Consider the following 21,590-nt stretch of genomic DNA (forward strand, 5'->3'; position numbering starts at 1 on the left):
TTTGTAACACAAAAGTTTATAATACATTATATCATCTGTTGACATAAGTCACAATGATATAAAAAAGAAAGATTAGAGAGGATAACAAGTTATGATAGAATTAAAAAAAGTAACGAAGAAATACAAAGAAGCAGTTGTTTTAAGAGATTTTACATGTACAATTCAAGCAGATGGAATATATTGCTTGTTGGGAAGAAATGGTGCAGGAAAAACTACACTTTTAAAATCTATTGCAGGTTATCAGAATATTTCTAGTGGAAGTATTTATGTGAATGGAGGTTTTATTAGTACAGCAACAATGGATACTAGTGTCAGTTATATTGATAACTTTGCAAAACATTTTAATCTTCCTGTAAAAAAACTTATTAAAATTGCAGGAAAATTAAATCCTTCTTTTGACAATCAATTTGCCATTGATATGATGGAACGCTTTGAATTGGATGGAAGTAAAAAGTTCAATAAACTCTCATTGGGAATGAAAACTATGGTCTCTACTATTATTTGTCTTTCAAGTAATAAACCAGTAATTCTTTTAGATGAACCAGTACTTGGTTTTGATGCAATTATGCGTGCAGAGTTTTACTCTTTATTAACAGAAAGTTTTTCTCGGAAACCAAGAATTATTATTGTTTCTACTCATATAATAGATGAAATTGCAAAAGTTATGCAAAAATTGATTATTATTGATAGAGGAGCATTATGCTTTTTTGATACATTACAAGTTATTAAGGATAAAGCATATAGTGTAAGTGGACCAAAACAAGAGGTAGAAGAAGCTACTAAAGATTTGAATATAATTGGAAATGAACAAGTTGGAGGTTTTTTGACAAGGCACATTTTTGACGTATCTATTAATTCTGAGAGTCTTAATATAGAAGAAATGTCTCTCCAAGATTTCTTTATTTATATGGTTGGAAGAAAGGAGGTAATTTAATATGAATCCAGTTTTAACAATTGTAAAACGTAATTTTTTGAGTAGCTTTATTGGATTTATTATTACAATTTTAGTAGTATTATTATCCAGTACATCTAGTGATGCAAAAATAGCCATAAGCCGTGGAAATTATACTTATCTTTATATATTAATAGTTCCATTTTTTATTGTATATTTTAATTTCAGCAAGCTGATGTATTTAAATGCAACTAAAAAATATTACTTTTGGGGAAGTATGATAACATATATTATTACTGCTCTAGCAGTATCTCTCATAAATACTTTCATTCATCTTGTAATAGACCCGATTAATCAAACTCAAACAGTAATAAATTTATTAGAACTATGTGGTTGGTGGCAAAATGGACCATTTCTTGCTTTTTTCCAGCAATTTACCTTCCTATTGTTAGTATCTATATTTTTACATTTATTATTGTCTATGCAAACTTATTGGTATGGATGGATAACTGACATCACTCTTATAGCTATCATATGTATATTTGTTCCTATACAGCATTTGCGTGGCATACTGGTAGAGTTTTTTAAGCTTATTATGTTCAATAGCAATCCATTGCTACATATTGGAATTTGTTCAATAGGTAGTTTACTATTAGCATATCTTTGTTTGATTGTATTGAAGAAGAAAGCTATTTAACAAGGAGATTACAAATGAAAAAAAACTTTAAAAAATTATTTAGTCTTTTAAGTATATTAATTGTATTATCAAGCACTTTAGTGGGGTGTTCTTCTACAGATACTACTTATGAGAAAAAGCAATACTCTATGTTAGATATAGATAATATAGAAGTTGACATAAAAGATAGAAAAATTGAGGTTTTTCCATCTTCAGATAAAAAAATTCATATTTCTTATTATGACAGTGAAAAAGAGTATTATATGATTGATTTATTCGAAAAAAATAGATTGTCAATTAAATATATTACTAATAAGGGTTGGAGTGATTATATAGGTGGAAAGACTTCAATAGAAAACAGAACAATAAAAATGTGGATACCCAATGAATCTTTAGAAAATCTAAACTTAAAAACATCTAATGGAGATATAGAAATATCACAATTATCATTTTTAAGTTCAGTAGATATAAAGGTTAGCAATGGAAATATTGAATTAAAAGAGCTTGATGCAAGAAACTCTATAGAACTTGAAACGAAAAATGGTAATATAGGTGGAACACTAACAGGTTCTTATGATGATTTTTTTATATCAAACTATATAAAAAAGGGAAAAAGTAATTTGCCTAATGATAAACATAATGGTTCAAAGAAACTTACAACTTATACAAATAATGGAGATATTCTTTTGGACTTTATTAACGATTAAAGCCAAACCTATTAAAATAAAACTGCAAATAAAGCAAAACACATACCATTCATTTGTAGTGTTTTGCTTTATTTTTTATGTATAAAATCCGAATCGTGTATATGAAACCTCTAAAGTTATTTGCTACTTGTATTTATTAAGTGTTTTTATTATTTAGTTAATAGTACATATTTAAATCTTTACATAATCTTAATCATTAAAAATACATTTTAACTACAATTTTATGCCAAAATTGATAATATAATAATAATGAAAGGTGTAAGGAGGTTGTTTAATGGACAGACCAAACCCTGATATACTGTTAGAAAAAATTAAAAATGAAGAAAATAAATTGAATAGAGGTCAATTAAAAATATTTTTTGGCTATGCAGCAGGAGTAGGGAAGACTTATTCTATGCTGGAATCTGCACAAAATTTGAAAAAAGTAGGTGTAGATGTAGTAGTTGGATATATTGAACCACACACAAGACCAGAGACATTAGCTTTACTTGAGGGATTAGAAATTCTTCCTGTAAAGGAGATAGAATATAAATCTATAAAACTAAAAGAATTTGATTTAGATGCTGCTTTGGCAAGAAAGCCAGACGTTATATTGGTAGATGAGTTTGCACATTCTAATGTCACTGGGCTAAGACATACAAAAAGGTGGCAAGATATAGAAGAATTATTGTTAGCAGGTATAAATGTATATACCACTGTAAATGTTCAACACTTAGAAAGTCTAAATGACATTGTTGAAATAATTACAAATGTATCAGTTAAAGAAACTATACCAGATAAGTTTTTAGATACTAATACACAATTGGAACTTATTGATGTTGAACCTGATGTACTTCTTGAAAGATTCAGTGAAGGTAAAATATATAAGAAAGAACAAGCAATTAGAGCAAAAGATAATTTTTTTATAAAAGATAATTTAGTTGCCCTTAGAGAGATTGCCCTTAGAAAAACAGCAGAACGAGTAAATAAAGAAGTACAAATGACTAGATTATCAAAAGGTGATGTAAGCGTAATACCTACATCAGATACACTGCTTGCATGTATAAGCCCCTCTCCATCCTCTGCAAAAGTCATTAGAACTGCATCTAGAATATCAGACAGTACATTTGCAAAATGGATAGCTTTATATGTTGAAACTCCAAATACAGCAAGATTATCTTTACAAGAGCAAAAACAATTACAAAACAATTTAAAACTTGCCAAGAAATTAGGTGGTGAAATAATTGTTTTACATGGTGAAGATGTAATTGAACAGATACTTAGGATTGCAAAGCTTAGAAATGTAACAAAAATTGTAATAGGTAGAAATCATTCAAATAATAAAAAACTTAATAAGAAATTTAAAAAAGATATAGTTGACAAATTAATAGACGAAGTGGATTATATAGATATACATATAATACCTTATAAATTTGCTTCAGAAGTTAAATATAAACCTAAAAAAGATAAACTATCAATAAAATCAAAATTTAAAATTAGTAAGGTTGATTTTATCAAACTTATGATTGTTACTTTAATGATAAGTATCTTAGCATATGTAGTACAAAGTCTTGGATTTATAAGAGAAAATATACTGCTAATATATATGTTAGGAGTAGTTTTAGTTTCAATGTGGACTAAAGGATATAGCACAGGTATAGTGAGTTCTGTGTTAAATATAATCCTGCTAAATTATTTTTTTACAGCACCAATATATACATTATCAATAGCTGATTCAAACTATATAGTTACATTAGTTGTATTTTCGATAGTTGGTATAATAACTAGTACACTTACATCTAAGGTACAACATGAAGCAGAAACAGCTGCTAAAAGAGAAGAAAATACAAAAATGATATACCAAATAATAAAGGGATTTTTGAGGTTATCAAATAAAGATGATATAGTAAATAAGGGGATAGAGCTTTTATCTCTTAGTTTGAGTAGAGATGTAGTTTGTTATTTAAGTGTAGATAAGCATAAAAAATCAAAGTTATATAAAAAAAATGCTTCTAACAAAGATAAAAATGATTTAGATAGTGACGATGAAAAAGCTGTTGCAAGTTGGGTTTTATCCAATTCAACAGTGGCAGGTAGTGATACAGATACACTTCCAGGTTCAAAGGGGTATTATATACCAATAGTAGGTATGAATTTAACTTTAGGGGTTGTTGGGATATCATGTATTGATTCGAAATTAGATGCAGAAGACATAAATTTAATTGAAACAATAATAGCTCAAATGGCAATAGCTCTTGACAGAGAAATTCTATCAGAAGCAAAAGAAAATACCAATCTTGAAATAGAGAGAGAAAGATTAAGAAGTAATCTTCTAAGAGCAGTTTCCCATGACCTTAGAACTCCATTAGCAGGAATATCTGGAGCAGTAAGTACGATTATAAAAAATAAAGGTACTATAGGTCAAGATATAATAGATGAATTACTTAGTGGTGTATATGAAGATACTCAATGGTTAATTAGACTTGTTGAAAATTTACTTAGCATGACTAAAATAGATGAAGGAAAATTAGAAGTTAAAAAACATTCTGAACTTGTTGAAGAGGTTATCTCAGAAGCATTGCAAAAAATTAAAAAAAGAATTGAGAATGCAATTATAGATATTAATATACCAGAACAAATACTATTTGTTCCTATGGATGCAAAATTGGTAGAGCAAGTTTTAATTAATTTGATAGATAACTCTTTAAAATATTCAAAAGAAGATTGTAAGATAAATATAAATGTATATGAAGAAGAAGATTATGTTTGGTTTGAAGTATCTGACAATGGCCCTGGTATATCAAAAGAATTGAAAAAGCATGTTTTTGATAGATTTTTTACAGGAGAAGAAGGTTCTAAGGATTCTAGAAAAGGTGTTGGACTTGGATTATCAATTTGTAAATCAATAATTCAAGCTCATAAAGGTGAAATTATGGTAGAAAATAATAGAGATAAAGGTTCAACTTTTAAATTTAGTTTGCCTAAGGAAAATGAATAATGTCAAATTTTGAAATTTATTTTTGGAGGAAGAAATGAGTAAAAAACTTATATTATTAGTAGAGGATGATAAGACAATAAGAAAATTTATATCTACTGCGCTTTTGACACAAGATTACGATGTCAAGGAAGCTATAACTGGTAAAGAAGGAATATCGATTGCTGTTTCATATTCTCCAGATGTCGTTCTTTTGGATTTAGGGTTAGAAGATATGGATGGAATAGAGGTAATAAAAGCTATTAGACAATTTTCAAAGATACCAATAATTGTAGTTTCCGCAAGAGAACAAGATAGAGAAAAGGTAGAAGTATTTGATGCAGGAGCGGATGATTATTTAACAAAACCATTTTCGATAGTAGAATTATTGGCTAGAGTTAGAGTAGCACTTAGACATTCACAGATGGAGTTACAACAAAAAGAAGAAGTTAAATCTACTTTTGAAGTAGATAAATTATTGATTGATTTTGATAAAAGAAGAGTTATAGTTGATGATAATGAAGTCCATTTGACACCTATTGAATATAATATTCTTTCATTACTTGCAAAACATCATGGAAAAGTACTTACTCATAATTTTATAATAAAAGAGATATGGGGTAGTATTATTGGAAATGAAACTAAGTCTTTAAGGGTTTTTATGGCAACATTAAGGAGGAAAATAGAAAAGCAACCTGCTGACCCAAGGTATATAATTACAGAGGTTGGTGTAGGATATAGATTAAATGATGAATAGATGTTATGTATATTAATTATCAGATTGAATATTTAATGTATATTATAATTATATAATTTAGTTAAAAATAAGAATGAAGTGTATATGCTATTGTTAGTTTAGTATATGCATTTTATTTTTTAAGTATCAATAATTTTTTAGTATTAATAATACGAAATATGATTTAAAATAAATACATGGTATAATTTGTGGTAAAGATTTTAATTAAACAATAAAAATATTTAACCCTTGTCTTATAATAAATTTAACATAAATATTAAATAATAATTATTAAAATAGTGTAAAATAATTACAATAATCATTATAGAAAATTTTTGAAATGTAAATTGAAGTTTAGGAGTAGATGTATGTATATACTGAATTTAAATACAAGAGAAATTATTGAAGATTTTAGTGAAAAATTTTATACAGCAGAAAATTCTTATCTTATATTAAGTGCTCCAAAAAATTTAAAATTGCTCAAAGAAATCTTGGATATAGATGAGATAACTTTTAATGATTGTCTTAAGTTTGATGAAATAACGAAACTTGATTTATTTGATAATTACGATTTTTTGAGTTTAAATACATTTGAATTAAGAGATGGAGAGGCTGTTATAGAAGAAGTAAATATGTATTTATCAGATAATTTTATATTAGTTGTAGTAAATGAGGAACATTTTTTATTTGAATTTGTAAAAAGTATTATTTTTAAAAATTCTCAACTTGAAAAAAACCCAGTTATAAACCTATTTAAAATAAACTATTTAATTTTTAGAGAGGTTATAAAAAATGGTTTTGAGTCTTTGGAAAAAGTTGAAGAATTAATTCTTCAAATAGAAGATGAGATGATGGATAATATTCATAAAAATCATGTATCTAGAATAAGTGATGTAAGGGGTCTAACGAGGACTATAGTTAAGAATACTAGACCTCTTTTATATATTGGTGACAGAATAGTAAAAGAAAATATAAGGTATTTGAAGTATTCCAATGTAAAAAAATATAATCTTGAAAATTTTCAAGGTATAGATTTTGGAATTGATAAATTATATAATTTTGCATTATCAACACGAGAATTAGCTGATAAACTATTAGATATATACTCTTCTAGAGTAGGTGAAAGAACAAACCATCTAATTACAAAATTAACTTTACTAACAGCTATATCTGCACCACTTACAATTATAACTGGTATATATGGAATGAACTTTAGATACATGCCAGAATTAAATTGGGTCTATGGATATCCAGCAACTTTACTCTTTATGTTATGTATAATTTTTGTTGGAATTGTAATATTTAAAATAAAAAAGCTATTGTAAATAACAGATGATTTTTAAAGTGTTTTATAAAAATACAGCAATTAAGAAACTAATTTAAGAAAATGAAAAAATATTTTAAATTGAAAATATTTATAGAAAATATTGACAATTATATTTTCTTTGCTATAATTATTAAACAAGAAGAATAATAAATTATAAAAATGGAGGAGAATACTATGAAAGGAATATTAAAAGAACTAACAGCAAAACTTTATAGCTTTTATTACTTTATGTTCTGGGGCTTTTATTTTAGCGCTGGCTATTTCTTTTACAAAAATACATGCAATTCCTTTCTGGTGAGGCCTTGTTTTAATGATTTTGAGCATAAGTAAATTTTATAAAAATTGTTGTTTTGTATATTTATATAAGATTTAATGCTTAATAGATTATTTTAGAGAACTCATTAGTGAGTTCTCTTTTTTATTTTAAATATAAAACTATAATATTGGGAGGTAGTAAAAATGATAGTAGTATTAAAAATGGGAGCAGATAAAAGTGAAGTTAAGAAGTTAATAGAAGCTATTGGAAGAGAAGGAGTAGAAGTTAATCCTATAGATGGGACAGAACTAACTGTTTTAGGTTTAGTTGGAGACACTAGTAAAATAGATGCTAAAAGAATAGAGGCAAATAAAATAGTTGAAAAAGTTATGCATGTAGTAGAGCCTTTTAAAAAGGCAAACAGAAAGTTTCATCCAGAACCTTCTATAATAAATGTTAATGGGATGGAAATTGGTTCAAAAAAAATTGCTATGATAGCTGGACCTTGTTCTGTTGAAACAGAAGAACAAATAGTATCTATCGCTGAAGATGTAAAAAAATCAGGAGCAGGGTTCTTAAGAGGAGGAGCATTCAAACCAAGAACATCACCATACGCTTTCCAGGGATTAAGATACGATGGATTAGATTTATTAAAGAAAGCAAAAGAAAAAACAGGGCTTCCTATAGTTACAGAAATAATGTCAACACAAGATATAGATATATTTGAAGAAAATGTAGATGTAATTCAAGTTGGAGCTAGAAACATGCAAAACTTCGATTTATTAAAAGAATTAGGAAAAACACATAAAACAATACTTTTAAAAAGAGGATTATCTGCTACAATTGAAGAGTGGTTAATGTCAGCTGAGTATATAATGGCTGGAGGAAATGAAAATGTAGTACTTTGTGAAAGAGGTATAAGAACTTTCGAAACATATACTAGAAACACTTTGGATTTAAGTGCAATTTTAGCTGTAAAGAAGCTTAGTCATTTACCAGTAATAGTTGACCCAAGTCATGCAGCAGGAAAATCATGGATGGTAGACTCTCTATCTAAAGCAGCAATTGCAGTTGGAGCAGATGGGCTTATAATAGAAGTTCATAATGACCCAGCCCATGCACTTTGTGATGGCAAACAATCAATTAGACCAAATGAATATGATGAATTAATAAGTGAATTAAAGACTGTCGCATTAGCAGTTGGAAGAGAAATATAATCTATAAAAGGATGGTTAAGTGTGGAAGAAAAATTATTAGTAAATTTAAAAGAAAATAGCTATAACATATTTATTAAAAAAAATATATTAAAAGATATAGGTAAAGAAATAAAAAAAATATATTCTGGAAATAAGATTTTTATTGTAACTGATGAAAATATAGCGAAATTATATTTAAGTGAAGTAAAAAATAATTTAAATGAATCTGGATTTGAAACTAAAGCTATAATATTAAAAGCTGGTGAAGAAACAAAGTCATTTAATACTCTTCCTAAAATATATGATAGTTTACTCGACTTTAAGTTGACTAGAAAAGATTTGATTATTACTTTAGGAGGAGGGGTAATAGGAGATTTAGGTGGATTTGTAGCAGCAACTTTTCTAAGAGGTGTAAATTTCATTCAAATTCCAACATCTTTGTTAGCACAAGTTGATAGTTCTGTGGGTGGAAAAGTTGGAGTTGACCTTGAAAGAGGAAAAAATTTGGTAGGAAGCTTTTATCAACCTAAAGCTGTATTTATCGACCCAAATGTACTGTTGTCACTTCCCGAAAAATTTTATAGAGATGGAATGGCTGAAGTTATAAAATATGGATGTATAAAAGACAGAATTTTTTTTAATAAGCTTTTAAGTTTAAAAAATAGGGAAGAAGTAATGCAACATATAGAATACATTATACACAAATGTTGCTTTATTAAAAAAACAGTGGTTGAAGCTGATGAAAGAGACTTCGGAGATAGAATGCTTCTAAATTTTGGGCATACATTAGGTCACGCTATTGAGACATATTACAATTTTTCTGGCTATACTCATGGAGAAGCTGTTGGCATAGGGATGTATAAGATAACTTTAGAAAGTGAAAAAAAAGGAATCACAAATGAGGGTACATCAGAGCTTATAAAATCAATTTTAATAAATTATGATTTGCCTTATGAAATTGAATTAAGAGATAATAAGTCTATAATAGATGCAATATCTCTTGATAAAAAGAATCTAGGTGATACATTAAAAATAATACTTTTAAAGAACATTGGAGAGAGTATTATATATAATACTACTTCTAAATTTTTTCAGGAGGTAAAATGATGGGAAGTTTAAAAATATATCCAAGTAGATTGTCTGGAGATGTAAAAATCCCACCATCCAAAAGTATGGCACATAGAGCAGTTATTTGTTCATCTTTAAGTGATGGAAAAAGTAGAATTTCTAATATAGATTTTTCTGATGATATTATAGCTACTATAAGAGCAATGACATCACTTGGAGCTATTATAGAAAAGAAGGAAGATATTTTAGAAATTACGGGTATTTTTTCTAAAGAAGCAGTTTTGAATAAAGAAAATCAATTAAATCAATCTAAATTGACAATAGATTGCAATGAATCAGGTTCTACTTTAAGATTTTTAGTACCTATATCACTAGCATTTGATGGAATAAAAAGATTTGTAGGTAGAGGGAATCTTGGGAAAAGACCACTTGATACTTATTATGAAATTTTTGATAGACAAAATATAGAATATAGCTATAAGGAAAATCAACTGGATTTAGTAATATCAGGAAAACTTAAACCAGATGAATTTAAAGTAAAAGGAAATATAAGTTCTCAGTTTATAACAGGTTTATTATTTATTTTACCAACATTAGACAATGATTCAAAAATAATAATTACAACTGAGCTAGAATCCAAAGGATACTTAGATTTAACTCTTTCAACTATGAGAGATTTTGGAATAGAGATTGTAAACAATAATTATAAAGAATTTATTATAAAAGGAAATCAAATGTATAAAGCTAGAGATTATAAAGTGGAAGGTGATTATTCTCAAGGTGCATTTTATTTATCAGCAGATGCTATTGGAGGAGAAATTAATATACTAGACCTTAAAGAAGATTCTCTTCAAGGTGATAGTGAAGTTATTGATATTTTATCTAGAATGGGTATGGATATTTTAAGAGAAGATGAAAAAATAAAAGGTATAGTTAATTGTTTAAATAGTACTCTAATAGATGCATCTCAGTGTCCAGATATAATACCAGTTTTGTCAGTAGTAGCAGCTTTAAGTAGAGGAAGAACTACAATAATAAATGCTGGAAGGCTTAGAATTAAAGAATGTGATAGACTTCATGCAATAAATGTTGAGTTGAGTAAACTTGGAGCAAATATAGAGGAAAAAGAAGATAGTTTAATAATTGATGGGGTAAGTAAGCTAAATGGTGGAGTAGAAGTATGGAGTCATAAAGACCATAGAATTGCAATGACACTTGCAATAGCTTCTTGTAGATGTGACAAACCGATAGTATTAAAAGATTTTGAGTGTGTATCTAAATCTTATCCACATTTTTTTAAAGATTTTGAGATGTTAGGAGGGCGAATTGATGAGTGGAATATGGGGAAATAATTTGAAAATCTCAATTTTTGGAGAATCTCATGGAAATGCTATAGGTATAAATATAGATGGTCTTCCTTCTGGAATTGAACTTGACTTTGATAAGATTGATAAAGAAATGAAGAGAAGGGCACCTGGAAAAAATTCTATATCTACCTCAAGAAATGAAAGTGATATACCAGAAATTCTAAGTGGATACTTTGATGGTAAAACTACAGGAACTCCACTATGTGCAATCATAAGAAATAGTGATACTCGTTCAAAGGATTATGGGGAACTTAAAAATTTAATGAGACCAGGACATGCAGATTATACAGGGCATGTAAGATATTCTGGATTTAATGACTACAGAGGCGGAGGTCACTTTTCAGGGAGGATAACAGCTCCATTAGTATTTTGTGGTGCTATATGTAAACAAATTCTATCACAAAAAGGAATAGAAATAGGAGCACATATAAAAAAAATTAAAGATATAGAAGATATTAGCTTTGATTATGCAGATATATCAAAACAACAATTAACAAATTTACAAACTTTAGAGTTACCTTTACTTGATTTATCAAAGGAAGACACTATGAGAGATACTATTATAGATGCAAAACATCAAGGAGATTCAGTTGGTGGAATAATTGAATGTGCAGTAGTGGGAATTAATGTAGGCATTGGGAATCCATTTTTTGATTCTGTTGAATCTACTCTATCACATTTATTGTTTTCTGTTCCATCTATAAAAGGTGTAGAGTTTGGTTTGGGTTTTGGACTTACAGATATGTATGGTTCTCAAAGTAATGATGAGATGTATTATGAAGGTAATCAAGTTAGGAGTAAAACAAATAATAATGGTGGAATTATTGGAGGTATTACAACTGGAATGCCAATAATTTTCAAAGTTGCAGTAAAACCAACACCATCGATTAGTGTTCAGCAGAACACAATTAATATAAAAGATAAAAAAGATGATATTTTATCTATTAAAGGTAGACATGACCCTTGTATAGTTCAAAGAGCAGTACCTGTAATAGAAGCAGTAACGGCTATTGGAATTTTTGATTTGATGAAAGGACGATAATAATGGAGGATTTAACAAGATATAGAAATGAAATTGATGACATAGATAAAGAGCTTATTCAATTATTTGAAAAGAGAATGAATACAGTTCTTGAGATTGCTAAACATAAAATGAAAAATAACACTACTATATTTCAAAAAGATAGAGAAGAAAAAGTACTAAGTAAAGCTGTAGATAATTTGGATAATAAAGGGTATTCTCAAGAAACGATACAGTTTTTTAATTCTATAATGGAAATTAGTAGGGGATTACAAAAGAGAATAATGGATGACAATAAAGAAGAAAAATCTGAATGTAATCTAAATTCATCAAATGAGAAATTTGATTTGTCAAACATCAATAAATATAAAACTTTAAAATATGAAATTAATAAAAAAAATATCCTAGTAGGGTTTCCTGGTATATCCGGTTCATTTACAGAAGAAGCATTAAATAAATTCTTCAATAAAAAAATATCCAAAAAACAATTTAAAGAATTTGAAGATGTTTTCGTAGCACTTAAAAATAAAGAAATAGATTATGGAATAATACCTATAGAAAATTCATCTACAGGAGCTATTTCTGAAACTTATGACCTTTTAAGAAAATATGGTTTCTATATAGTTGGAGAAGAATGTATAAAAATAGACCAAAATTTAATTGGAATAAAAGGTACAAAACTTGAAGATATAAAAGAAATATACTCTCATCCACAAGGGATAGGGCAAAGTAGTGAGTTTTTAAAACAGAATAGTAATTGGAAACTGATACCATTTAATAATACAGCAACAAGTGCTGAACTTGTAAAAAGACTTCAAGACAAAACAAAAGCAGCAATTGCAAGTAAAAAAGCTGCAAATATTTATGAACTAGAAATAATAAGTCCTTGTATAAATGATATTACGAATAATTACACTAGATTCGTAGTAATCAGCAATCAGATACACATTGATGAAGAATCAAATAAAATGAGCATAGTATTTTCTGTTGAACATGAAGCAGGAAAACTATATAAAGTACTTGGGTACTTTGCTGAAAATAATATAAATATGACAAAAATAGAATCAAGACCTATGAAGGATGCTTCATGGAGATATTTCTTTTATATAGATTTTGAATGCTCTATTTATAATCCAAAAGTGTACAATTTATTAGAATTGATAGAACATAATACAGCATATTTTAAATTTATAGGTGTATATAAGAATAAAATTGAATAGTAAAATAGAATTCTTTATTTAAATTTAATTATTAGGAGGTACAAAGATGAATTTTTTTGGTCTAGTAGGTGAAAAGCTTTCTCATAGTGTTTCACCTCAAATCCATAAAAGAATATTTGAGATATTAAATATTGAAAGTGCATATAAAAACTTTGAAATATCAAAAGAAGATATATCCAAGTTAGAGAGTGCTATAAAATTATTAGGGATACAAGGAGTAAATGTCACTGTGCCATATAAGGAACGCATTATGAAATATTTAGATTTTATATCACCAGAAGCAAAACGAATAGGAGCAGTTAATACAATTTTACTTAAAGAAAATATATTATATGGTTATAATACAGATTACTTTGGTCTTGATAGTATGTTTAAAATGGCCAATATTAATGTTCAAGGAAAAGTCGCTGTTATATTAGGAACTGGTGGAGCATCTAAAGCTGCTCTTACATATCTCCTTGATTCTGGTGTAGATAAAGTTTATGTTTCAACTAGAAAAAAAGATAATAAAAAATTATTAAATGATAAAGCTATATTAATAGATTATGAAGAACTTCAATTTATAAAAGGAGATATAATGATAAATGCTACACCAGTAGGAATGTATCCTAATGTTGGAATATCACCAGTACCAAAATCAATTATACAAAATTTTGATACTTTAGTGGATTTAATTTATAATCCTGGAGAAACAGAGTTTTTGAGAATTGGTAATGATATGGGTAAGAAAACTTGTGATGGTTTATATATGTTGGTAGGTCAAGCAATAAAGTCTCAGGAAATTTGGCAGAATAGAAAAATAAATAATGATATTTTAGATGTTATATATAATGAATTAAAATTAGAGTTTTTGTAAGGGGGATTATTATGATAAATAAACCAAAAGAAAAATTAATATTAATAGGTATGCCAGGAAGTGGAAAAACTACAATCGGTAAACTTCTAGCTCAAGAATATAATTGTAGTTTTTGTGATATGGATGATTATATAAGTGAAATATCACAAAAAAGTATAGCAGAATTGTTCTCAGAAGGAGAGGATGTTTTTAGAGACTATGAAACTCAAGCATGCAAAGAACTTTCTATTAGTGATAAAACAGTGGTATCTACTGGTGGTGGTGTAATAAAAAAAGATGCCAATATGGAGATATTAAAAGAAACAGGTATAGTTATTTTTATTGATAGACCTGTACAAAAAATTTTAGAAGATATAAATATTAATTCAAGACCTTTATTAAAGAATGGCAAAGATAGATTATACAATCTTTATGATGAGAGAATAAGTCTTTATAAAAAGTTTTCAGATATTGAGATTTTAAATGATAAGTCATTAAGTAATGCTATATATAATATTACGAATGCAATCAGTGATAATTTTAAATTTGAGTTTAAAGAAAAATAATCTAGGGGGAAATGAAGATAATGAATATTGTTATTGTAGGGCTAGGAGTTATAGGAGGTTCTTTTGCTAAAGCACTAAAAAAAGCAGGATATGAAAATGTATTTGGAGTGGATGTAGATTTAGAAACTTTAAAGAAAGCAGAAGAATCAAAAATCATAAAAAAAGGAAGTACTACAGGTAAAGAGCTATTTAAGGAAGCTGATTTAATTGTATTATCTATATATCCTAGATTAATTGTGGATTTTTTAAATAATAATAAGCAATTCTTTAAAAAAGGAACTATAATCACTGATACTACAGGAATAAAAGAAACACTTATCAATGATGTATTAAAAATAATTCCAGATGACATAGATTTTATATTTGGGCATCCCATGGCAGGAAGAGAAAAGAAGGGAATTGATTTTGCAAGTGAACAGGTTTTTAAAGAAGCAAATTATATAATTACTCCAACTGGTAGAAATAATATAAAAAATTTAGAATTGGTTGAAAATTTAATTTTGGAGATAGGGTTTAAAAGAGTAAAAAAATTGACTTCACAGAAACATGATGAGATTATAGCTTTTACATCTCAGCTTCCTCATGTTATGGCAGTTGCTCTTATAAATAGTGATGAAGAAGATAGAGATACAGGTAAATTTATTGGAGACAGTTATAGAGACTTAACTAGAATTGCAAATATGAATGAAGATTTATGGAGTGAACTTTTTTTAGGAAATAGAGATAATTTACTAAAATCTATAGAAAATTTTGAGTCAGAAGTAAATTTGATAAAAGATGCTATTTTTAATAATGATAAAAATAAATTAATAGAATATTTTAGAAAATCTTCAATAAGAAGAGAAAGTCTAGAAAAATAAAGATTGCTATTTAAGCTACATGTCGCTGGGTATAGATATAAACGATAGCATATTTAATTGTATTAGTATCTATAGATTTAATATAATTAAATATGTTATTGATGTATTTATACCCTTAAATATTGCCACTTTATAAATAATATTTAAAAAAATGGTCTTTGTTAACAATTTATGAAACTTAATTGTAAAAAAGAGTTATTAATAGTAAAATAAAATGAATCAATTAAATTATAGTTGTTAAAGAGGGAGAGGTGTATCTACTTGAAAAATAGTAGGCCAATATTGAAAAATATGTTAATCGCATTTATAGTGCTATTCTTTTTTAGTATATTTGCTTTTTTTTATGTGAGTAATATGGATAGTGCACTAGAATATGAAACACAAAAATATCTGTCTGAAATTAGTACAGAAAGTAAAATCGCAATAAATAGTAAATTGACAAGTAATTTAGATAAATTAGAGAGTATTTCTAAACTTTTAGAGACAGAGGATAGCTTTAATTTAGAAAAAACTTTAAAAATTCTAAAATCTTATAACAAAGACAGTAATTATAATAATATTGGTCTAATTTTACCAAATGGGAAAGGTTATGCTGAAACAATTTTTGGAACAGATTTTTCAGATAGAGATTATTTTAAACTTGCAGTTAAAGGTAAATCTAATATATCAAAACCATTAATAGATAAAACTACTGGAAAACTTACTGAAACATATGCTGTACCTTTATATAATAAAGGGAAAATTGTTGCTGTGATTGCAGCTGATTATGATGTTGAGTTTATATCTGAATTCTTATCAATTTCTACATTTAATGGGGAAGGTTTTTCACTTATATGTGATAGTGATGGTAATATAATTATTCCATTGTATCATAAAAATTTAAACTCAAATATTACAAACCTATCTCAAATTAACTTTGAAAAAAGATTTACTTTTAAAAATATGAAAAAGTCAGACCAAGGTGTAGTGCAAGTTGAAGAATCAGATGGGAATTTTTATATGGCATACACATCTCTAGGAATTAATGATTGGTTTATAGCGTCCTTTGTTCCAAAGACGGTTGTATCTAAAAAATTGAATGATTTAATGATAGTTACAATTATTGGATGGATTATACTTTCATTTTTATTTTTAGGCATTATAATGTACATACTATATTCAAAGAGAAAGAGCCAAAAAACTATAGAAAAGGTGGCATATACAGATTTGGTAACTGGTTATTCAAATTGGAGAAAGTTTGAATTAGATGTTACAAATTTATTAAAAAAATCTTCACAAAATAATAAATATGCAATGGTTATATTTGATATTGATAAATTTAAAGCGATTAATGATATTTACGGTCATAAAAAGGGAAATTTAATTTTAAAAAATATAGCTAGTACTTTAGATGAACTAACCAATAATAATGAAACCTTTGCTCGTGTAAGTGCTGATAATTTTAATATATTGTTATCATACAATACAAAAGAAGATATAATAAATACAATCAAAAAGATTATGGCAAATAATGAACTTGTGAACTTATCTTTTGGAATTTATGAAATTAAAGATAAAACTTTGACTGTAAGTGTATATAGTGATAGAGCTTCACTTGCAAAATCTTCAATAAAAAATAATAGTGATGTGAACTTTGCTTTTTTTAATGATAAATTAAGAGATAAACTATTACTTGAAGATAAGATAGAAAAAGAAATGGAATATGCACTTGAAAATGGTCAATTTGTAATGTATTTACAACCAAAATATAATATTAGATTAGATAAATTTTGTGGAAGTGAAGCCTTAGTAAGATGGCAGTATACAGAAAAAGACATAATATATCCAGGAGATTTTATTCCTATATTTGAAAAAAATGGATTTATTAGAAAAATCGATATGTACATATTAGAACAAGCTTGTAAAGAAATTAGATTCTTATTTGATAAAGGTATTTCACCATTGCCTATATCTGTAAATTTCTCAAGAGTTGATTTTTTAAAAAAAGATTTTATTTCAAAGATAGTAGATGTATGTGATAAATATAAAATACCATATAGTTTAATAGAAATTGAAATTACTGAATCCAGTATGTTTGGAGATACTGATATTCTATTTGATGTGAGTAGAAATCTACAAGATATTGGTTTTATAGTTTCGATGGATGATTTTGGCTCAGGATATTCTTCTGTAAATATGCTTAAAAATATACCATTAAATGTAATAAAATTAGATAGAGGATTTTTTATAGATGATAAAGATGTTGATAAAAGTCAAATTGTTATAAAAAGTATAGTTTCTCTCATCAAACAATTAGGAATAAGTGTCGTCGCAGAAGGAATAGAAACTAAAAGTCAAATAAAAATGTTAAAAGAAGCAAATTGTGATATTGTTCAAGGATATTATTTTTCAAAACCATTACCAGTTAAAGAATTTGAAAAATTAGTCTATAAAATATAGTCAATAAAATCTTAAATGGGAGGTGGTAAATAAATGATAAGAGCAAAATCTTTAAAGAGCATATTGAGTATTGTTTTAATATTTTTATTTACAATAATTTCTTTTTCTGACTTTGCATTTAAAACTAATGTTCAAGAAGAAGAAAATAATAAAGTTAATTTAAAAGAGATATCTCTTCAAAGTTCTAATGCAATAAAAATAAAATTGGATAGTTCTTTATCATTCATTAAAAGTGTATCAAATATGGTTTCATACTTTGATACTATAGATAATCAAGAAATAATTCCATTGTTATCTAGAATATCAAAGGAATCTGACTTTCAAAGAATATCTATTGTATCTCCTAAGGGGATAAGTCATACTAGTGATGGAAAAACTATCGATGTATCAAATTATGAATATTTTAAAAAAGCAATTAGAGGAGAAAGTAATATATCTGAGATTGTGAAATCTCCAATTGATGGAAAAGATACTTTTGTTATAGCTACACCTATATTTAAAAATAATGATGTAGTTGGTATTTTGTATGGTTCTTATTACAATGATAAACTAGCTGAATTTATAGATATAACAAGTTTTAATAGTGAGGGATATATAGATATATTTGAATCTAGTGGACAATTTGTTCTAAAATCTTCGCATACAAATAATATCATTAAATCTAGTAGTAATATATATGATATATTTAAAAATGCTTCTTTTGATGAAGGTTATAGCTATAAAAAAATATACGAGGACACAAAGAATAACAAAAGTGGTTTTACATCATATGAATATAAAGGAGAGAATAGGTATGCCACTTATACACCAATTGGCGTAAATGATTGGTATGTGCTTTCTGTTATACCACAATATACTGTAAGAAAAAATATTGATAAAATAAATCAATTAGCATTTTCTCTAATTTTTAAAGTATTCTTATTATTTATTATACTTATAATATACATCTTTTATAAAAATAATAAATCTCGAAGACATATATTAAAAACAAACAAAGAAATATCATCTATTACAAATAGCATCCCTGGAGGAGTACAAAAATGTACGATTGGAGAAAGGTATGAATTTAATTTTTTAAGTGATGGATTTATAGATTTGTTTGGTTATACAAGAGAAGAAATAGAAACCATATTTAATAATGACTTTTATAATCTAATACATAAAGACGATGTAAAAAGAATAAAAGAGGAGATTTATGAACAGCTTCACAAAAACAAAACTATTGAGCTAGAATACAGAGTTATAACAAAAAGTTGTGATGTAGTGTGGGTTTTAAATAAAGGAGAAATTATAACAGAACCTGATGGTAAAGAGTATCTTTGTTGTGTAACAGTAGACATTACAAAAACGAAACAATTAGAAAAAGAAATGGAACAAAAAAATCTAGAACTTGAAATGGTATCAGAAAATATTTTAGGTGGCATACTTATAACAGACTTTAATGAAGATTTTACTATACAATACACTAATGCTGGTTATCTTTCAATGATTGGATATACTCGCAAACAACTAGAAGAAGAACTTCAATACAAGGCATGTACTCTCGTTTTTTACGATGATAGAAAAAAGACTCTTAAAAGTATAAAACATCAGTTAGATAAAAAAGGTATAGCTGAATATGAACATAGAATAATAAGACGAGATGGTAATATTATCTGGGTTTCTGTAAAAGGAAGACTAATTGTTGATAGCGATGGAAGTAAAAAAGGTATTTGGATTCTAACTGATATAACTGATTTGAAAAATGTAGAGCAAAAACTTAAAATCAATGAAGAAAGAGTTAGAATTGCATTAAGACAAACATCAAACACTATATTTGAATATGATATAGAAACAAAATCACTTTTAAATACTAATAAAGAACTCGATAAGTACAATATTCCTAATATTACTGAAAATGTTCCATATTCTTTAGTAGAATCAGGAATAATTCATAAAGATTTTAGTGATGATTTTATAAATATGTACGAGAAAATAATGAATGGAGCAAAAATAGCAAATTGTATAATTAAGATAAAACTTCCAGATAAAAGTTATGTATGGAATAAGGTTACTTTGACTACAGTTTTTGATGAAGATGGGAAACCTGTAAGAGCAATTGGTATACAAGAAGATATAAGTGAACAAAAAGAGGCAGAAATAAGATATAATCAAGAAGGTAAATATCATTCAGCTATATTATCAGAAGCAATGATAACTTATGAGATAAATGTATCAAAAGATACTTTTATAAGAGGAAATGAAAACTGGTATAAAGAATTTGGAATTAAGCCTGACAACAACTACTCAGAGATGGTAAAAAATATAGCAAAGAATATTATCTATAAAGATGATAAAGATGTATTTTTAAATACTTTTTTGTGTAAGAATTTGTTGACTGCACACAAGAATAATATAAGTGAAATAAAATTAGAATATCGAAGAATGAATCAAGAAAATAAAATGATTTGGGTTATTTGCACGATGCACCTGATAAAAGACTCTATTACGAATGATATAAAAGCTCTTGCTTATGTTAAAGATATTGATAAACAGAAGAATGAAGAAATTAGATTAAAAATAAAAGCAGAAAGGGATACCCTTACAGGATTATATAATAAAGGGACTACTGAAAAACTAATCAATGATTTCTTAGGCTCTGAAGAGTCAAGCTTAGGAATACATGCATTTTTAATTGTTGATATAGATAACTTTAAATCTGTAAATGATAATTTAGGACATGTATTTGGAGATAAAGTATTATTTGAGGTTTCTAAACATCTAAAACCTATCTTTAGAAAAGATGATATAGTGGGTCGTATTGGTGGAGATGAATTTATAGTATTCTTAAAGAATATTCAATCTTTTGATAATGCTAAAAAGAAAGCTGAAAAAATATGTGATATATTTAGAAACTCTTATACTGAAAACAAAAAGACATATAAAATATCAGGTACAGTTGGAATTTCATTTGTTCCAGAACATGGAACTATATTTGAAGACCTTTATCAAAAAGCAGATATAGCACTTTATTATGCAAAAAGTAAAGGTAAAGATAAATATGCACTTTACAATGATTACGCTTATCAAAATGAAGTTAGCAATATAGATTACGATAACATAGAAAAAGTAAATAAAAATGAAAAATCTAAACCTGTACTTAAGGAAGTCCTTGATTCTATTGATAATTATATATATATAGTAAATCCAAATACTTATGAAATTCTTTTTATCAATAATAAGGTATCAAGCCTAGATTTAGAAATAAAACTAGGTGAGGCTTGTTATAAATCATTATTAAAATCTAATAAACCTTGTGATAATTGTCCTCTTAATGGATTGGAAGAAAATAAACACTCGAAATTCAATATGGAGACAAATACATTTGGTACAAATATAAGTATAGCAAGTTGGATTAATTGGATAGATGGAGAATATAACTGTCTCATAGAGTGTATAGATATTTCTTTGTACAAAAATAAATAAAAAGGA

Annotated in this window: 16 protein-coding genes; all 16 read left to right on the forward strand. The window is 26.9% G+C overall.

The features are described 5' to 3' along the window. Positions 1 to 91 precede the first annotated feature (91 nt). The gene (locus tag ACTG46_RS09910; protein ID WP_479924033.1) at positions 92 to 934 is read left to right on the forward strand and encodes an ATP-binding cassette domain-containing protein; all 843 of its coding nucleotides are present in this window, start codon (positions 92 to 94) and stop codon (positions 932 to 934) included. A 1-nt stretch (position 935) separates the two neighbouring features. After that, the gene (locus tag ACTG46_RS09915) at positions 936 to 1,589 is read left to right on the forward strand and encodes a hypothetical protein (protein ID WP_479924034.1); all 654 of its coding nucleotides are present in this window, start codon (positions 936 to 938) and stop codon (positions 1,587 to 1,589) included. A 14-nt stretch (positions 1,590 to 1,603) separates the two neighbouring features. Then, positions 1,604 to 2,275, forward strand: coding sequence for a DUF4097 family beta strand repeat-containing protein (locus ACTG46_RS09920; protein WP_223195490.1), 672 nt, complete (start codon positions 1,604 to 1,606; stop codon positions 2,273 to 2,275). 274 nt (positions 2,276 to 2,549) lie between these two features. Further along, complete coding sequence (locus tag ACTG46_RS09925) at positions 2,550 to 5,252, forward strand: ATP-binding protein (protein ID WP_479924035.1); 2,703 nt, start codon at positions 2,550 to 2,552, stop codon at positions 5,250 to 5,252. A gap of 34 nt (positions 5,253 to 5,286) precedes the next feature. Further along, complete coding sequence (locus ACTG46_RS09930; RefSeq protein ID WP_054270309.1) at positions 5,287 to 5,985, forward strand: response regulator; 699 nt, start codon at positions 5,287 to 5,289, stop codon at positions 5,983 to 5,985. A 347-nt stretch (positions 5,986 to 6,332) separates the two neighbouring features. Continuing rightward, a complete protein-coding gene (locus ACTG46_RS09935) occupies positions 6,333 to 7,289 on the forward strand; it encodes a magnesium transporter CorA family protein (protein ID WP_054276703.1) in 957 nt (318 codons plus the stop codon). Between the two features lie 461 nt (positions 7,290 to 7,750). Further along, the gene (aroF, locus tag ACTG46_RS09940) at positions 7,751 to 8,764 is read left to right on the forward strand and encodes a 3-deoxy-7-phosphoheptulonate synthase (RefSeq protein ID WP_054270312.1); all 1,014 of its coding nucleotides are present in this window, start codon (positions 7,751 to 7,753) and stop codon (positions 8,762 to 8,764) included. Between the two features lie 21 nt (positions 8,765 to 8,785). After that, positions 8,786 to 9,850: a 3-dehydroquinate synthase gene (aroB, locus tag ACTG46_RS09945; RefSeq protein ID WP_479924036.1), complete on the forward strand. Its 1,065-nt coding sequence runs from the start codon at positions 8,786 to 8,788 to the stop codon at positions 9,848 to 9,850. After that, the gene (gene aroA, locus ACTG46_RS09950; protein ID WP_074178145.1) at positions 9,850 to 11,163 is read left to right on the forward strand and encodes a 3-phosphoshikimate 1-carboxyvinyltransferase; all 1,314 of its coding nucleotides are present in this window, start codon (positions 9,850 to 9,852) and stop codon (positions 11,161 to 11,163) included. The genes aroB and aroA overlap by 1 nt, the downstream gene beginning before the upstream one ends. After that, on the forward strand, positions 11,141 to 12,220 hold the full coding sequence (gene aroC, locus ACTG46_RS09955) for a chorismate synthase (RefSeq protein ID WP_479924037.1): 1,080 nt from the start codon (positions 11,141 to 11,143) through the stop codon (positions 12,218 to 12,220). Before aroA ends, aroC begins: the two co-directional genes overlap by 23 nt. A 2-nt stretch (positions 12,221 to 12,222) precedes the next feature. Next, the gene (gene pheA, locus ACTG46_RS09960) at positions 12,223 to 13,419 is read left to right on the forward strand and encodes a prephenate dehydratase (RefSeq protein WP_479924038.1); all 1,197 of its coding nucleotides are present in this window, start codon (positions 12,223 to 12,225) and stop codon (positions 13,417 to 13,419) included. 46 nt (positions 13,420 to 13,465) lie between these two features. Next, entirely contained in the window at positions 13,466 to 14,275 is an 810-nt protein-coding gene (aroE, locus tag ACTG46_RS09965) for a shikimate dehydrogenase (RefSeq protein ID WP_054270317.1), read from the forward strand. A gap of 11 nt (positions 14,276 to 14,286) precedes the next feature. After that, the gene (locus ACTG46_RS09970; protein WP_074178148.1) at positions 14,287 to 14,820 is read left to right on the forward strand and encodes a shikimate kinase; all 534 of its coding nucleotides are present in this window, start codon (positions 14,287 to 14,289) and stop codon (positions 14,818 to 14,820) included. A gap of 20 nt (positions 14,821 to 14,840) precedes the next feature. Next, positions 14,841 to 15,680, forward strand: a complete 840-nt coding sequence (locus ACTG46_RS09975; protein ID WP_479924039.1) for a prephenate dehydrogenase — start codon at positions 14,841 to 14,843, stop codon at positions 15,678 to 15,680. A 261-nt stretch (positions 15,681 to 15,941) separates the two neighbouring features. Continuing rightward, positions 15,942 to 18,119: a bifunctional diguanylate cyclase/phosphodiesterase gene (locus tag ACTG46_RS09980; RefSeq protein ID WP_479924040.1), complete on the forward strand. Its 2,178-nt coding sequence runs from the start codon at positions 15,942 to 15,944 to the stop codon at positions 18,117 to 18,119. 33 nt (positions 18,120 to 18,152) lie between these two features. Beyond that, the gene (locus ACTG46_RS09985; RefSeq protein ID WP_479924041.1) at positions 18,153 to 21,584 is read left to right on the forward strand and encodes a diguanylate cyclase domain-containing protein; all 3,432 of its coding nucleotides are present in this window, start codon (positions 18,153 to 18,155) and stop codon (positions 21,582 to 21,584) included. Positions 21,585 to 21,590: the final 6 nt, after the last annotated feature.

The organism is Clostridioides sp. LIBA-7678, from assembly GCF_056716065.1.

What these genes read in the sequence shown, in the direction of transcription:
- ACTG46_RS09910 (WP_479924033.1), top strand. Translation starts at nt 92, where the DNA reads ATGATAGAATTAAAAAAAGTAACGAAGAAATACAAAGAAGCAGTTGTT.
- ACTG46_RS09915 (WP_479924034.1), top strand. Translation starts at nt 936, where the DNA reads ATGAATCCAGTTTTAACAATTGTAAAACGTAATTTTTTGAGTAGCTTT.
- ACTG46_RS09920 (WP_223195490.1), top strand. Translation starts at nt 1,604, where the DNA reads ATGAAAAAAAACTTTAAAAAATTATTTAGTCTTTTAAGTATATTAATT.
- ACTG46_RS09925 (WP_479924035.1), top strand. Translation starts at nt 2,550, where the DNA reads ATGGACAGACCAAACCCTGATATACTGTTAGAAAAAATTAAAAATGAA.
- ACTG46_RS09930 (WP_054270309.1), top strand. Translation starts at nt 5,287, where the DNA reads ATGAGTAAAAAACTTATATTATTAGTAGAGGATGATAAGACAATAAGA.
- ACTG46_RS09935 (WP_054276703.1), top strand. Translation starts at nt 6,333, where the DNA reads ATGTATATACTGAATTTAAATACAAGAGAAATTATTGAAGATTTTAGT.
- aroF (WP_054270312.1), top strand. Translation starts at nt 7,751, where the DNA reads ATGATAGTAGTATTAAAAATGGGAGCAGATAAAAGTGAAGTTAAGAAG.
- aroA (WP_074178145.1), top strand. Translation starts at nt 9,850, where the DNA reads ATGGGAAGTTTAAAAATATATCCAAGTAGATTGTCTGGAGATGTAAAA.
- aroC (WP_479924037.1), top strand. Translation starts at nt 11,141, where the DNA reads ATGAGTGGAATATGGGGAAATAATTTGAAAATCTCAATTTTTGGAGAA.
- pheA (WP_479924038.1), top strand. Translation starts at nt 12,223, where the DNA reads ATGGAGGATTTAACAAGATATAGAAATGAAATTGATGACATAGATAAA.
- aroE (WP_054270317.1), top strand. Translation starts at nt 13,466, where the DNA reads ATGAATTTTTTTGGTCTAGTAGGTGAAAAGCTTTCTCATAGTGTTTCA.
- ACTG46_RS09970 (WP_074178148.1), top strand. Translation starts at nt 14,287, where the DNA reads ATGATAAATAAACCAAAAGAAAAATTAATATTAATAGGTATGCCAGGA.
- ACTG46_RS09975 (WP_479924039.1), top strand. Translation starts at nt 14,841, where the DNA reads ATGAATATTGTTATTGTAGGGCTAGGAGTTATAGGAGGTTCTTTTGCT.
- ACTG46_RS09985 (WP_479924041.1), top strand. Translation starts at nt 18,153, where the DNA reads ATGATAAGAGCAAAATCTTTAAAGAGCATATTGAGTATTGTTTTAATA.